13 protein-coding genes are annotated in these 14,800 nt (G+C 71.3%); 3 read left to right on the forward strand and 10 right to left on the reverse strand.

The genetic code is table 11. The features are described from left to right. On the reverse strand, nucleotides 1-1,167 hold the full coding sequence (gene rhaI / locus OVA17_RS04100; RefSeq protein ID WP_210076102.1) for an L-rhamnose isomerase: 1,167 nt from the start codon (nucleotides 1,165-1,167) through the stop codon (nucleotides 1-3). Continuing rightward, nucleotides 1,164-1,544, reverse strand: coding sequence for an L-rhamnose mutarotase (locus OVA17_RS04105; protein ID WP_267788358.1), 381 nt, complete (start codon nucleotides 1,542-1,544; stop codon nucleotides 1,164-1,166). The genes rhaI and OVA17_RS04105 overlap by 4 nt, the downstream gene beginning before the upstream one ends. Nucleotides 1,545-1,681: 137 nt before the next feature. Between OVA17_RS04105 and OVA17_RS04110 the strand changes: the two genes are divergently transcribed. After that, nucleotides 1,682-2,677, forward strand: a complete 996-nt coding sequence (locus tag OVA17_RS04110) for a LacI family DNA-binding transcriptional regulator (protein ID WP_267788359.1) — start codon at nucleotides 1,682-1,684, stop codon at nucleotides 2,675-2,677. A gap of 15 nt (nucleotides 2,678-2,692) precedes the next feature. On the opposite strand, the gene OVA17_RS04115 is transcribed toward OVA17_RS04110, so the two are convergent. After that, nucleotides 2,693-4,162 (reverse strand): MDR family MFS transporter, encoded by a 1,470-nt coding sequence (locus OVA17_RS04115; protein WP_267788361.1) that lies wholly within the window; start codon nucleotides 4,160-4,162, stop codon nucleotides 2,693-2,695. 72 nt (nucleotides 4,163-4,234) lie between these two features. On the opposite strand from OVA17_RS04115, the gene OVA17_RS04120 reads away from it, so the two are divergent. After that, on the forward strand, nucleotides 4,235-4,870 hold the full coding sequence (locus OVA17_RS04120; RefSeq protein ID WP_267788362.1) for a TetR/AcrR family transcriptional regulator: 636 nt from the start codon (nucleotides 4,235-4,237) through the stop codon (nucleotides 4,868-4,870). A 135-nt stretch (nucleotides 4,871-5,005) separates the two neighbouring features. Here OVA17_RS04120 and OVA17_RS04125 read toward each other — a convergent pair whose 3' ends face one another. The 7 genes from OVA17_RS04125 to OVA17_RS04155 form a co-directional block, all read right to left on the reverse strand. Further along, nucleotides 5,006-5,851, reverse strand: coding sequence for a transglutaminase family protein (locus tag OVA17_RS04125; RefSeq protein WP_210076091.1), 846 nt, complete (start codon nucleotides 5,849-5,851; stop codon nucleotides 5,006-5,008). A 46-nt stretch (nucleotides 5,852-5,897) separates the two neighbouring features. Continuing rightward, nucleotides 5,898-6,830 (reverse strand): alpha-E domain-containing protein, encoded by a 933-nt coding sequence (locus OVA17_RS04130; protein WP_115917012.1) that lies wholly within the window; start codon nucleotides 6,828-6,830, stop codon nucleotides 5,898-5,900. Then, nucleotides 6,824-8,551, reverse strand: a complete 1,728-nt coding sequence (locus OVA17_RS04135) for a circularly permuted type 2 ATP-grasp protein (protein ID WP_267788365.1) — start codon at nucleotides 8,549-8,551, stop codon at nucleotides 6,824-6,826. Before OVA17_RS04135 ends, OVA17_RS04130 begins: the two co-directional genes overlap by 7 nt. 67 nt (nucleotides 8,552-8,618) lie before the next feature. Further along, on the reverse strand, nucleotides 8,619-9,800 hold the full coding sequence (locus OVA17_RS04140) for a zinc-dependent alcohol dehydrogenase (RefSeq protein ID WP_267788366.1): 1,182 nt from the start codon (nucleotides 9,798-9,800) through the stop codon (nucleotides 8,619-8,621). 86 nt (nucleotides 9,801-9,886) lie between these two features. After that, entirely contained in the window at nucleotides 9,887-10,597 is a 711-nt protein-coding gene (locus OVA17_RS04145) for a glycosyltransferase (RefSeq protein ID WP_267788368.1), read from the reverse strand. Nucleotides 10,598-10,602: 5 nt separating this feature from the next. Beyond that, nucleotides 10,603-11,970 (reverse strand): PIG-L family deacetylase, encoded by a 1,368-nt coding sequence (locus OVA17_RS04150; RefSeq protein ID WP_267788369.1) that lies wholly within the window; start codon nucleotides 11,968-11,970, stop codon nucleotides 10,603-10,605. Beyond that, nucleotides 11,964-13,010: an acyl-CoA dehydrogenase gene (locus OVA17_RS04155; protein WP_267788370.1), complete on the reverse strand. Its 1,047-nt coding sequence runs from the start codon at nucleotides 13,008-13,010 to the stop codon at nucleotides 11,964-11,966. Before OVA17_RS04155 ends, OVA17_RS04150 begins: the two co-directional genes overlap by 7 nt. Before the next feature lie 145 nt (nucleotides 13,011-13,155). On the opposite strand from OVA17_RS04155, the gene OVA17_RS04160 reads away from it, so the two are divergent. Next, nucleotides 13,156-14,691 carry a molybdopterin-dependent oxidoreductase gene (locus OVA17_RS04160; RefSeq protein WP_267788371.1) on the forward strand — a complete coding sequence of 512 codons (1,536 nt, stop codon included), beginning with the start codon at nucleotides 13,156-13,158 and terminating at the stop codon, nucleotides 14,689-14,691. Nucleotides 14,692-14,800: the final 109 nt, after the last annotated feature.

Here is a 14,800-nt window from a genome sequence, read left to right on the forward strand (position 1 = left end):
TCAGGCTCCCCATCCGGCCTGGGTGCCGCCGACACGGTCGGCGGCGATGCGGGTCTGGTAATCGGAGGCGGCGTACGCCGCCATCGGGTCGGCGGGAAGGCCCCGCGCGGTGCGCCATTCGGCCAGGGCCGGGCGCACGTCGGTCGCGAAGGCGTCCATCATCACGGCGTTGGCGCCGAGCACGTCGTTCGCCTGCTGCGCGGATGAGAGTGCGTCACGATCCAGCAGCAGGGCGCGGGCCGTCATCTCCTGCACGTTGAGCACCGAGCGGATCTGCCCGGGGATCTTGTCCTCGATGTTGTGGCACTGGTCGAGCATGAACGCGACCTCGGGGTTGTTCAGGCCGCCACCGCGCACGACCTCGACGAGGATGCGGAACAGCTGGAACGGATCGGCCGCACCGACGATGAGGTCGTCGTCGGCGTAGAAGCGGGAGTTGAAGTCGAACGAGCCGAGCTTCCCGAGCCGCAGCAGCTGCATCACGATGAACTCGATGTTCGTTCCGGGTGCGTGGTGTCCCGTGTCCAGGCACACCATCGCCTTGTCACCGAGCGACGCCACCTGCACGTAGGAGGTCCCCCAGTCGGGAACATCGGTGTGGTAGAACGACGGCTCGAAGAACTTGTACTCCAGCACGAGACGCTGGTCGTCGCCGAGGCGGGCGTAGATCTGCCGCAGGGAGTCGTTCAGGCGGTCCTGGCGGTCGCGCATGTCGTTCTGACCCGGGTAGTTCGACCCCTCCGCGAGCCAGATCTTCAGGTCGCGCGAGCCCGTGGCATCCATCACGTCGATGCAGGCGAGGTGGTGCTCGATGGCCTTGCGGCGGATCCGCTCGTCGTGGTGGGTGAGGGCGCCGAACTTGTAGTCCTCGTCCTGGAACGTGTTCGAGTTGATCGTGCCGAGGCGCACCCCGAGGTCCTCGGCGTGCCGACGCAGGGCGTCGAAGTCGTCGACGAGATCCCACGGGATGTGGAGGGCGACCGAGGGGGCGAGGCCGGTGAGGCGGTTGACCTCGGCGGCGTCGGCGATCTTCTCGAAGGGGTCGCGCGGGGTGCCGGCGGTCGGGAACACGCGAAAGCGCGTGCCGGAGTTGCCGAAGGCCCACGAGGGCAGCTCGATCGCCTGCTTCTCGAGGGTCGCGAGGACATCGGGTGACAGCGTCGTCATGGCTGGGTGCTTTCGTTCGGGGCGGATGCCGAGGATCCGGCGTCCGCGAGCTGGTCGGCGAGGTGGAAGACCTCGACGAGGGGGGTGGCCGCCTGGTCGGGGCGGCCGTCGAGGTCGGCGAAGAAGGGGGCCATCTCGGCTTCCCAGGCCGCGGCGATCGGGGAGGCGGCGAGGTACTGCTGCGCGGCGGCGGCGTCGTCGGTCTCGTAGTAGCCGAACAGCGTGCCGGTGGCGCGGTCGAGGAACAGCGAGTAGTTGCGGCGTCCGGCCGCGGCGATCTCGGCGAGCATCTCGGCGCTCACCGGGCTGTGCCGGGAGACGTACGCGTCGGCGAGCTCGGCTCGGACGCGCAGCGTGAAAGCAACGCGGGCTGTCATGTCACTCCTTCGTGGTCGTCCACGGATCGGAGGGGGCTGACGGTGCCCGACGATTCGATGTTGAATCGTTCCAATCGGTGAATCGTTTCAGAGAGTAACCTGGACGCCACACGTTCGTCAACAACCGGGAAGAAACGATGACGCCGAGCATCAAAGACGTCGCCGCCGCCGCCGGCGTCTCGGTGGGCACGGTCTCGAACGTGCTCAACCGCCCCGAGAAGGTGTCCGCCGCGACCGTCGAGCGCGTCCACGAGGCCATCGACGACCTCGGATTCGTGCGCAACGACGCTGCCCGCCAGCTTCGGGCCGGAAACAGCCGCTCGATCGGCCTGATCGTCCTCGACAGCGCGAACCCCTTCTTCGCCGAAGTCGCCCGCGGCGCCGAAGACCGCGCCGCGGAGCACGGCATGACGGTACTGCTCGGCAACGGCGGCCATGACGGTGCCCGCGAGAGCGCCTACCTCGATCTCTTCCGCGAGCAGCGCGTACGCGGCGTGCTGCTCACGCCCAGCGATCTCGCCTCACCCACCCTGGCCGCCGCCGGCATCCCCCTCGTCCTCGTCGACGGCGAGCTGCCCGACGCGCGCATCGCCGCCGTCTCCGTCGACGACGTCGAGGGCGGCTATCTCGCCGTACGCCACCTGTTGTCACGCGGTCGACGCCGCATCGCCTTCGTGGGCGGGCCGGCCTCCGTCCGCCAGGTCGCCGACCGCCTCGCCGGCGCGCGCCGCGCGCTCGACGAGGTACCGGGCGCCACCCTCGAGGTGCTGGCGACGCCGGCACTGACGGTCCTGGCCGGTCGTGCGGTGGGCGAGCGGATCGCCGCCCGCCCGGCGGAGGACCGACCGGATGCCGCCTTCTGCGCCAACGACCTGCTCGCCGTCGGAGTGCTGCAGGGCGCCACGATCCTCGGGTCGGTCCGCGTACCGGACGACCTCGCCCTCATCGGCTACGACGACATCGACTTCGCCCAGGCGACGGTCGTCCCGCTGTCCTCCATCCGGCAGCCCGCTCACGCGATCGGGGCGACGGCGGTCGACCTGCTCCTCGAGAGCATCGTCGACCCGACCGCCGCGCCACGGACCGTGCGCTACCGCCCCGAGCTCATCGCGCGCGCCTCGACGGGCTCCTGACGCACCGCCCGCCCGTCAGTGCGCGGGCGTCGCCTCGGCGCCCTCGACCTGCTTCGGCGTCCGCACGAACACCGCGAGCACGATCACCGCCAGCGACAGGCACGCCGCGACGAAGAAGGCGGTGTGGATGCCGGAGGCCGTGGCATCCACGACACCGGTGCCCTGCGCCGCCGACGCCGCCGCGCCCACCGTCATGAGGGTCACGAACACCGCCGTACCGGCCGCCCCCGCGAGCTGCTGGACGGTCGACACGATCGCCGAGCCGTGCGGGTAGAGGTGGCGAGGGAGCGAACCGAGGGCCGAGGTCATGAGCGGGGTGAACATGAACGCCAGCCCCAGGCTCAGCACGCAGTGCACGGCGATGACGAACCCGATCGACGTGTCCACCGACAGGGTCGCGAAGCCCCACAGGGCCACGCTCGCCACGATCGCCCCCGGAAGAACAAGCGGCCGGGCACCGAAGCGGTCGAAGAGGTTGCCGACGAGCGGCGCCATGAGCCCCATCAGCAGACCACCCGGCAGCAGCATGAGACCGGCCGACAAGGTGCCGAGACCCAGCACGTTCTGGACATACAGCGGCAGCAGGATCAACACCCCGAAGAGCACCGTCATCGCGACCACCACGAGCACGACCGCGATGGTGAAGGTCGAGTGGCGGAACACCGCGAGGTTCAGCAGCACGCGGTCGGTCGCGCCCAGACGCAGCTGACGCACGACGAAGCCGGCCAGCGCCACCGCACCGACCACGAGCGGGACCCAGATCGGCACGAGCGCGTGTCCGCCGGCCGCCTCGCCGATGCTCGAGAGGCCGAAGATGATGCCGCCGAAGGCGAGGGCCGAGAGCACCACCGAGAGCACGTCGAGGCTCACGCGACGCGTCTCGGTGAGGTTCTTGACCCAGCGGGCGCCGAGCGCGATCGCCACGAGGGCGATCGGCACCATCACGATGAACATCGCGCGCCAGGGGAAGACCGAAAGGATCAGCCCCGAGACCGTCGGGCCGACGGCGGGTGCGACCGAGATCACGATCGAGATGAGGCCCATCATGCGTCCGCGGCGGTTCGCGGGCACCACGTTGAGCACCGTCGTGAACAGCAGCGGGATCATGATCGCCGTACCGGACGCCTGCACGATGCGTCCGATCAGCAGCACGCCGAAGCCGGGGGCCGAGGCTGCGATGACGGTTCCGAGAGTGAACAGACCCATCGCGGTGAAGAACAGGGTGCGCAGGGGGAAGCGCTGGATGAGGAAGCCCGTGGCCGGGATGACCACGGCCATCGTGAGCAGGAACGCCGTGGTGAGCCACTGGGCGGTGGCCGCGGTGATGTCGAGCTCACGCATGAGTTCGGGAAGCGCGACTCCCATGATCGTCTCGTTGAGGATCACGACGAAGGCGGCGACCACCAGCAGGGCGATGACCGCACCCGGGCGGGCGGCGGTCCTTCCGGGTGGCGCGGCGGTGGGGACAGTTCCGGTGGCGACCATGAGAGACCAATCTGAGCAGTTCAAGACAAGTTGGCAGTTACTGCCAATAAGACATGGACTACTGTAGCCGATATGGAGACCGCAGCGGCACCCGCCGGCGAGGGATTACGAGAGCGTCGTCGACGCGAGACCACCCTCGAGATCTGCCAAGCGGCCCTGGACCTCTTCGAGCAGAAGGGGGTCGCCCGCACCACGGTCGACGAGATCGCCGCTCGAGCGGGAGTGTCGGCGCGCACGTTCTTCCGCCTGGCGGGCACGAAAGAAGACGCCGTCTTCATCGACGACGAGCGCTTCGTCTCCGCCCTCGCCGAGGTCGGAGCCGACGGCGACAACATCGGCACCCTCACCCGCGCTCTCCGAGACGTCTTCGCCCTCGAACTGGCGCGCCTGCACGCGGACGCCCGAGCGCGAGAGAGGTTTCTCCGCGTGCGCCGGCTGATCGGTCACGAGCCCTCACTGCTGGGCGCCGCCATCCGCCGCGAGACGACCTCGTCCGACCGCTTCATCCCCGAGATCGCCGCACGCGTGGGCCTGAGCGAGCTCCCCGTGCGGGCCGCCGTCGGCCTCGCGGCGCTCGAGATGCGAACCGCACTCGACGAGTGGGCCCGCCGCGCCGACCGCGGCGAGACGGCGGACCTGCTCGCCGTGCACCGCGACGTCCAGCGGTTGCTCGGCGCCGCGGCATCCGCGGTCGGCCCGCAGGATTGACCCGCGGCATCCCGTTCCACCGTGCCGCGCCGTCCCGCGGACGTCGTGGTCGACACGCCTGTCCGGGATGCCGGCTCCCGGCGTGTCGAGCACAGGCTCCGCACGACGGCCCGCGTCCGGACCTGCCCGGGGACCTCAGGTCTCGCGCGTGATCGTGACCTTGACCTTGAGGTTGCTCTTGCCGGGGCCGGCGTACACGCCGCGGAGCGGGGGCACGTCGTTGTAGTCGCGGCCGCGACCCACCAGCACGTGCCGGTCGCCGATCTCGATGTTGTTCGTCGGGTCGAAGCCCTGCCAGTCGCCGGCGAACCATTCGACCCACGCGTGCGACTCCCCCGTCACCGCTTCGCCCACCTCGGCGGAGGGCTTCGGGTGCAGGTAGCCCGACACGTATCGGGCCGGGATGCCGACCTCGCGCAGGGCCCCGATCGCGATGTGGGCGATGTCCTGACAGACGCCTTTTCGCGCCTCCCACGCGTCGACCGCCGTCGAATGCACGCCCGTGACGCCCTGCATGTAGTCGATGGCGTTGCCGATCGCCTCGGCGATCGCGTGCGCCGCGGGGCCGGGCCGGTCGTGCTGCGCGGCGATCGAGCGGGCGAGCTCCGCCACCTCGGGGTGCGGGGTCGTGCGACGGGTCTGCGTCAACTGCTCGACGGTCGTGATCGAGCGAGCGGCCTCGGAGGCCAGCTGCTCCCACGTGATGTCGGCGTGTTCGATGGGACGAGGACGCACCTCGACGAGGGAGCGCGCGGTGATCGTGAGCGCCCCGTGCGGAGACAGCACGTCGAACGCCGCCACCCGCGTGCCGAAGTAGTCGACGTACTGGTTGACGGAGGTCGACGGCTCGATGTCGAGCGACGAGCTCAGCACGAACTGGCTGTCGGTCGAGTGCGGCAGCATGCGCGCCTCGTTGTACGAGGCGACGACGTCGCCCGGGTAGACGAACCCGGTCTGGTGTTCGATGCGCAGACGTTTCATCGACGGCTCCCCGAGGTCGTCATCCGGGCAGTGGCCACGGCATCCGTCATGAGATCTCTCCGATCCAGCTCGGCTCGGCCTGCGTCGGGAAGAACCGCGAGCGGATCGCCTCCGACGCCTCCCGGGTCACCGTCTGCACGCGCTGCATGTGCTCGGGCAGCTCCGCCAGGATGTCGCTGACGGGGCGGTACTCGAGGTCGTTGCGGATCTGGCCGAGAGCCCGGAGCACCGTGTTGGAGTGACCGACGCGGTCGGCGCGCGGGTCGATGGCGCTCATGCAGTCCTCGGCACGCTGGATCGAGTAGATGATCGAGCGCGGGAAGAGCCGGTCGAGCAGGAGGAACTCCGCCGCGTTGCGGGCGCTCGGCATGCCGCGGTAGGTGCGCAGGTACGCCTCGTACGCGCCGCACGAGCGGAGGATCGTCGTCCACGACGGGCCCGAGACCTCGGTGAGCGAGCGCGTCGCCAGCAAGCGCGCGGTCATGTCGGTGCGCTCGATGCTGCGCCCGAGGGTGAAGAACTGCCAGGCCTCGTCGCGGTTCGTCGAGGAGTCGACGATGCCGATCGCGAGGGCCGCGCGCTCGCGCACCCACTGGAAGAACTCGTGCACCTTGTCGGTCTGCAGGCGCCGGGGCATCCGGGCGTTCGTGGTGTTGAGGATCTCCCATAGCTCGGTCGAGACGATCTCTCGCGCGCGCCGGGCGTTCTCGCGCGCCGCGGTCAGCGAATAGGCGATGCTCGACGGGTTCATGCGGTCGACCGCGAGACGGGCGAGGACGTCGTCGCGGCGTACGGAGTCGACGTTCTCGGGCCAGGCAGAACCCATGACGCTCAACAGCGAACGGCACGCGGTGTCCTCATCGATCCACGGGTCCTCGAGCAGCAGCTGCAGGTGCACGTCGAGGATGCGGGCGGTTCCGTCGCTGCGCTCGATGTAGCGCCCGATCCAGAACAGCGATTCGGCGATGCGACTCAGCATCCGGGCACCTCCTGCGACTGCTGCTGCTGCTCGGCCTGCGGACCGTGCTGCACGGCGGCATCCTGCTGCTGTTGCTCTTGCTGCTCCTTGCCGGAGGTCGAGCCGGGCCGCGGGTCGCGCGGCGACGTCGAGGGGGCGGGCTGACCGTCGTAGACGATCGGGATCGCCTCGGTCACCGCGGCCTGGTCGGCGACGAGTCCCGAGACGCCGTTGCCCTGCCCGTACTCCACGTGGGAGGGGGCCGAGCCGCCGACGACCCAGGTGTCCTTCGAGCCGCCGCCCTGGCTGGAGTTCACCACCAACTGCCCCTCGGGGAGGGCGACGCGGGTGAGGCCCCCGGGCAGCACCCAGATGTCGTCGCCGTCGTTGACCGCGAAGGGGCGCAGGTCGGCGTGGCGAGGGCGCATGCCGTCTTCGACCAGGGTCGGGATGGTCGAGAGCATGACGACGGGTTGGGCGATCCACCCGCGCGGGTCTGCCAGAAGCCGCTTGCGCAGGGCGTCGAGCTCGGCGGGCGAGGCGTCGGGCCCCACGACCAGGCCCTTTCCGCCCGAACCGTCGACGGGCTTCACGACCAGCTCGGGAAGACGGTCGAGCACCTCTTCGAGAGCGCCCGGGTCTTCCAGCCGCCAAGTGTCGACGTTCTTGAGGATCGGCTCCTCGGCGAGGTAGTACCGGATGAGGTCGGGAACATACGTGTAGAGCAGCTTGTCGTCGGCGACGCCGTTGCCCACCGCGTTCGCGATCGTGACGTTTCCCAGACGCGCGGCGAGCATGAGCCCGGGGGCGCCGAGCATCGAGTCGGCGCGGAACTGAAGCGGGTCGAGGAAGTCGTCGTCGACGCGGCGGTAGATGACGTCGACGCGCTGGGGGCCTCGGGTCGTGCGCATGAACACCTTGCCGCCGATGCAGAGCAGGTCGCGCCCCTCGACGAGCTCGACGCCCATGAGGCGCGCGAGCAGCGTGTGCTCGAAGTACGCCGAGTTGTAGACACCCGGGGTGAGCACGACGATGTTCGGGTCGTCGATCCCGGGCGGGGCCGAGGCGCGGAGGGCGGCGAGCAGCTTGTTCGGGTAGTCGCCGACGGGGCGGACCCGCATCGAGACGAACAGCTCGGGCAGCGTCTGCGCCATGACGCGGCGGTTCGAGATGACGTACGAGACGCCGGAGGGCACGCGCACGTTGTCTTCGAGCACGCGCATCTCGCCGTGCTCGTCGCGGATCAGATCGATGCCCGACACCTGGATGCGCACGCCGTTGGCGCTGCGGATACCCGCGGCCTGACGGTAGAAGTACTGCGACGACGAGATGAGACCCGCGGGCAGGATGCCGTCGCGTACGCAGTGCTGATTGCCGTAGGCGTCGTCGAGGAACGCCTCGAGAGCCTTGACGCGCTGCTTCACGCCGGCCTCGATGCGCGACCACTCGTCGTACGCGATGACCCGGGGCACGGCATCCAGCGGGAAAGGGCGTTCCTCGCCCGCGAAGTCGAACGTCACGCCCTGCGCGAGGTACGAGCTGGCGAGCGACTCGGTGCGCCCGCGCAGCTCTTCCTGCGTCATCTGCGCGAGCGTCTGGTACAGCTCCCGGTACGCCTCGCGCGAGGGGGCGGCATCTCCGGGACTCGCCGGAACGCCGAACATCTCGTCGAACGCCGGGATGCCGGAAGCGGTCTTGCGCGGCGCCAGCGTGGAGCCGTAACCGTCGAACAGGTCACCCATGCGTCGACTCTACTCAGCGCCGTGTTGCGCACACGTTTCCCACCCGCGCGCGGCGCCGCCGCACGGCTCAGACGCCGGGGCGCAGGACCACCTTAATGCAGCCGTCCTCCTTCTTCTGGAACGTCTCGTACAGGCCCGGGGCATCTTCGAGCGGGGCGTGGTGCGTCACCAGGTCCATCACGCCGAGCGGGTCGGCGGGGTCTTCGACCAGCGGCAGCAGGTCGTCGATCCAGCGCTTGACGTTGCACTGCCCCATCCGCATGGCGATCTGCTTGTCGAACATCGTCTTCATCGGCAGCACGTCCGCCTCACCGGCGTACACGCCGCTTAACGAAACGGTGCCGCCGCGGCGCACGAGGTCGATCGAGGCGTAGACCGCGGCGAGGCGGTCGAGCCCGGCCTTGTCCATGACCTTCTGCGCGAGGGCATCGGGGAGCAGCCCCACGGCGTTCTGCGCCAGCCGGATGCCGCCGTTTCCGTGGGCCTCCATGCCCACGGCATCCACCACGGCATCCGCTCCGCGACCCTCGGTGAGATCGATCAGCTCGTCGACCACCGTGTCGGTCAGGTCGTAGGTCAGGATGCCGTGGCGCTCGGCCATCGCGCGGCGCTCGGGTTCGGGCTCGATCGCGAGCACGCGGTAGCCCAGGTGCACGCCGATACGGGCGGCAAACTGCCCCACCGGGCCGAGGCCCATGACCGCGAGCGTGCCGCCCTCGGGGACGTTCGCGTACTGCACTCCCTGCCAGGCGGTCGGCACGATGTCGCTGAGGAAGAGGTAGCGGTCGTCGGGCAGGTCGTCGCCGACGCGGATGTGGTTGTAGTCGGCCAGCGGCACGCGCAGGTACTCCGCCTGACCGCCGGGCACCTGCCCGTAGAGCTTCGTGTAGCCGAAGAGCGCCGCACCACTGCCGTACTCGCGCACCTGCGTCGTCTCGCACTGCGACTGCAGGCCGCGGCGGCACATGAAGCAGTGACCGCACGAGATGTTGAAGGGAACGACGACGCGGTCGCCGACGGCCAGGTTCGTCACGGCCGAGCCCACCTCGACGACGACGCCCATCGGCTCGTGGCCGAGCACGTCGCCTCTGTCGATGAACGGGCCGAAAAGTTCGTAGAGGTGCAGGTCGGAGCCGCAGATCGCGGTCGAGGTGATCTTCACGATCGCATCGGTCGGCTCGAGGATCTCGGGGTCGGGGACCTCCTCGACGCTCACGTTGCGCTTGCCCTGCCAGGTCAGTGCCTTCATGGTGGTGCCTCTCGTTCCGGGGGACGATCAGTCTGCGACGCGCGTGCGCGACGGCCGAGGTGGTTGACGAGCCCCCGCCCGATGCGTCAGGCGCCGGGGGCCGCCAGGGGTGGCGCATCGACCCAGGCGTGCACCCGCGCGAGGAACGCCGCGTAGCCGGCGGGTGTGCGCCCCGTGAATCGGCCGGACGTCTCGACCTCGTGCGCATCGCTCGCCCGCTCCCGCGCGCCGAGGGCCCGAGCCGCGCCGACGAGGGCCACGTCCTCGTGCTCGAGGAGATCCGGGATGCCGCCCGCCCGGGCGTACGTGCTCGCCCGCACGCCGAGGTTGGCCCCGTGGACGTTCCCGGGCGGTGCGCCCCGATGGTGCGTGGCACGCCAGTACGCGGCGTGGCGGGCGCTGAGGTCGGCGAAGTCGGGGCGGACGGTTCCGAGGACGAGGTCGACCCCGGCCTCGGCGAGGTCGAGCTGGTGCGTGATCCAGTTCGACGGCACGACGGTGTCGGCGTCGGTCATGGCGATCCACGTGTCGGCCGGACTCGCGGAGAGCGCCCCGAGCGCATGAGCGACACCGACCCGCCGCGCGGTGCCCACGCGGCGAGCGCCGATCTCGACCGCCTCGACCGGCCAGCGCCGCACCTGCGCGGCGGTGGTGTCGGTGCACGCATCGAGCACGACGACGACCGCGACATCCAGGTCGGGGGTGCGCTCCTTCGCGTGGGAGACGGCCCGGTCGACCGCTGCCAGGCAGCGCCCGATCAGGGCCTCCTCGTCGTGCGCCGGGATCACCACGGCCACCGCCCTCACGGGACGAGTCCGGACTCGGCCGCCACCGATCGCACGCCCGGGTGCGCGTACACCTCGAGCACGAAGTCCTCCTCGTCGTGCCGCGCGAGGCGCACGAGGTCGCCCCGGGCGGCGAGCGCGTCGTGCACCTGGTCGCCGCTGAGCGGATACTCGGCGACCGGATGCCGCCAGTGGCAGGCGACCAGGTGGCCGTCGACGCTCAGCGAGGCGGCGGCCGCCGTGAGCCCGCGATCGAGGTCGACTCCCGCCCAGTAGTACGCCACCTCCGACAGCACGACCAGGTCGAACTCGCCCTCCGGCCACGCGCCGGGAAGCGTCGCGAGACGCAGCTCGACGTTGTCGTGCCCCGCCAGACGCGTCCGTGCGCGTTCCAGGGCCGCGGGGGCGAGATCGACGGCGAGCACCCGATCGCTCCGATCGGTCAGCTGCGCGGTCAGCGCTCCGGTCGAGCACCCCGCCTCGAGGGTCGAACGGTAGCGGCGCCGCGGGAGGGCGGAGAGGAGCACGGCGCGTTTGCGCTCCTCGTACCACCGCGAGTCGAAGCCCCAGGGGTCGTCGTGGCGGGCGTACATGTCGTCGAAGTACTCCCGGCCGACACTGGCCGCCGGGGCGGCGGGGCGCTCCGGAACGACGAAGAACTCGGCGTCGCGCTCGGCGTGCGCGCGCATTCCGGCGTGGATCATCGCCTCGTCCCCCGGTGCTCGCGACAGCGGCTCGAGCTGACTGCGGTGCGCGTCGAGGGCGCGGGTCTTGGCCTCGCGCGCGCGGGGCTCGAGCACGAGACGTTCGACGCGGTCCCACGGCACGTCGTCAGGGCCGCCCCAGTGCCAGAGCCAGATCGGGAAGGCCCGCGAGCGCACCCCGCGGGCGGCGCAGACCTGCTCGACGATCTCGCCGACGACCCGGTGGTCGCGGTGCCCGTCTCCCCGCCACGGCGACAGCACCAGCACGCGCCGACCGGCCGCGGCGTCGAGCGTTTCGCGCAGCGCCGCGGAGACGGCATCCCGATACTCCTCCGTCCCGCCGTCCGGCAGGCCGAGGAAGATCGGTTCACCGACCAGCCCCACGATGCGCGCCGCATCGTAGAGCTCGCGGCGGCGCATCAGCGCGAGGGTCGCGGGCCCGTGGGTGGGCGAATCGGGGTGAGAGCCCTCGCCGTCGGTCACGACGAGAAGATCGACCGGGATGCCGCGGGCCGCCGCGGTCGCGAGCAGACCCGCGGCTCCGAGGCTCTCGTCGTCGGGGTGCGCGGCCACCACGATCAGATGGTCGACGTCGAGATCGAGCGGGGGCAGGTCTCGGCGAAGAGCCTCGGCCCAGACGCTCTCGTCGGTGCCGGGATCGCGATGGTCGAAGCTCACCACGCGACCGCTCCCGTCGCGACCTCGGCGCCGATCCGCGCGACGTCGCGCTCGCCGTGGTGCTGACGCAGGTAGACCTGCAGGTCGGCGACGCGCCGCGCGTGCGCCTCGTCGGCGACGAGCGGCAACGGTCCCAGCGCGTGCGCGGCCTGGACGAGGGTGGTCTCGACGGCGTCGGCGACCACGGTGCGCGCGCGGGCGGCACGCAGACCGGCGGATGCCGCACCCCCGGCCTCGAAGACCGCCGCCGTCTCGCGCAAGACGGTGCGGGCGGCCCAGAGCGCCGTATCGGCGCGGCCGAGATGCACGCGGGAGAGCTGGTCGGCGCGGTCGACGGCTGCAGCCGCCTGCAACGCGTCACGCAGCGGCAGGGCCCCGCCCCACCAGCACGCCGCGACCCCCACCCCGCCGTGCGCGAAGCCGGGCCGACGCAGGTACCAGCCGGGCTCCCCCACGGGGACGGCGACCGCTTCGTCGAGGTCGATCGGCGCGCTGACGACCCGGTCGAGTCCGCGGGCGTGCCAGGGGCCGGTCCGCGCGGTGACGCCCGGGGCGCGCAGGTCGAGGGCGAAGAGCTGTCGCCGTTCGTCGTCGACCCACGCGGTCACGAGCGCGCGATCGAGGTGGGCGGCGAGCGAGCACCACGGCTTGGTCCCGTGCAGTGTCCAGGTACCGGCGGAGCGTCGCGCCTCTACGCGCGTGCCGGGCCCCTCCGCCGCGAAGACCCCCCACGACCCGCCGGGCTCGAGGTCGACGTCGATCCCCTCGCGGGCGGCCTCGTCGAGGATCGCGAGGGCGTCGAGGTGCGGCTCGAGCACGCGGGCGGCGGCCACGTCGCGCGCCGAGACCGAGGCCAGCAGCTCCCAGGTCGCGCCGAGAGAGCGCGGCGAGGTGACGGTCGTCGCCCAGGCCAGGGTCGCGGCGATGTCGCGGCCGGGCACCTCGACGGCATCCATGCCCGCCAGCGCCTCGCGGACATCGTCGAGGTCGGGGGCGTCGTCGGACAGGAGAAGAGGGGATGCCGAATGGTCGCGGTGCTTCACCGCGTCAGTGTGGGGATCGCGGAGACTTTCGGATAGAAGCTTGACACCGCCCTCCGTCTGCGACCCCGTGCGGCGACGGGTGCCGGTTGCCTGTGAATATCGCACGCGCGGCGCCCGGGTGCCCGGGGCTCCCTAGGCTCCCTTCGTGACCCCCGCATCTTCCCGCCGCCGTGATCTCGCGGCGATCGTCGCCTCGATCGCCGCCACCGTGTTCGGCGCCGGCCTCGGCGAGCTCGCCGCGGCGGTCGTCTCGCCCACCGCGAGCCCGTTCGCCGTCATCGGCGGGGGCATGATCGACCTCGCCCCGGCCTGGGCGAAAGACCTGGCCATCGACCTGTTCGGCACGGGCGACAAGGCGGCCCTGCTCGTGGGGATCGCGGTACTGCTGCTGATCGTCGCCGGGGTCGCCGGAGTTCTCGAACGGCGCAAGGCCCCGTGGGGGCGGGTCGTCCTCGTGGCGCTCGGGGTGATCGGCGCGATCGTCTCGATGACGCGGGCGGATGCCGGGACACTGTCGCCCCTCCCGTCGCTGGTCGCGGGAGCCGCCGCCCTGGTGGCCGGGCTGCTGGTCGCCCGGCTCCGGCGACGGTCGACGAAGGCCCCGACCGACGACGGCGTCTCGCGGCGCAGCGTCCTCGCGCTGTCGGGGGTGGCCGTCATGGCCGGAGCCCTCGCCGCCGTCGGATCCGTCGCGGTGAGCGGGGGCGCGCGCGCCGTCAGCGCGGTGCGCTCCGCCCTGCGCCTGCCCTCGCCCGCGACGACCACGCCCGTCCCGGCCGGAGCCGACCTCGGCATCGACGGGCTCGGGCCGATCATCACCGCCTCGTCGGACTTCTACCGCATCGACACCGCCCTCGTCGTTCCGCAGGTGGACCCCGCGACCTGGACACTGCGGGTGCACGGCATGGTCGAGCAAGAGGTCGTGCTGCGGTGGGACGATCTGGTCACCCTCCCCCAGAAGGAGACCGTCGCAACCCTCGTGTGCGTGTCGAACGAGGTGGGCGGATCGCTCATCGGCACCGCCCGCTGGCTGGGGGTGCCCCTTCGCGACATCCTCGAGCGCGCGAAGCCGACGACCGAGGCCGACATGGTGCTCTCGCACTCGGTCGACGGGTTCACGGCATCCACTCCGCTCGAAGCCCTCACCGACGGCCGAGACGCCCTGCTGGCCATCGGCATGAACGGCGAACCCCTGCCGATCGAGCACGGCTTCCCCGTGCGGATGGTCGTGCCGGGCCTGTACGGGTACGTTTCGGCGACGAAGTGGGTGAGCGAGCTCGAGGTCACCCGCTACGACCGGGCCGAGGGGTACTGGACCTCGCGCGGCTGGTCGGAACGCGGACCCGTCAAGCTGCAGTCGCGCATCGACGTGCCCCGGTCGGGCGCTCGAGTGGGTGCGGGCGACACCGTCATCGCGGGCGTGGCCTGGCAGACGCACGTGGGCGTCTCGGGCGTCGAGGTGCAGATCGACGACGGCCCGTGGCAGGCGGCGACCCTGGCGACCGCGATCTCGGCCGACACCTGGGTGCAGTGGAGCCTGCCGTGGAACGCCACGAGCGGATCGCACACGATCCGGTGCCGGGCGATCTCGGCCGACGGTCAGACGCAGACGAGCGACGTGGCCGCCCCCGCCCCCGACGGCGCGACAGGCTGGGACGAACGCACGGTCTCGGTGGCCTGAGCGCGCTCAGAGGCGCGACGCCCGTCCGCGGCGCGACGGCCCGTGTCCCACTTCGTGCAGAAGATCCGCACGGGGTCCGCACGAAGTGGGACACGCACGCCTCGGCGCG

The organism is Microbacterium sp. SL75, from assembly GCF_026625865.1.
Classification (GTDB): Bacteria; Actinomycetota; Actinomycetes; order Actinomycetales; family Microbacteriaceae; genus Microbacterium.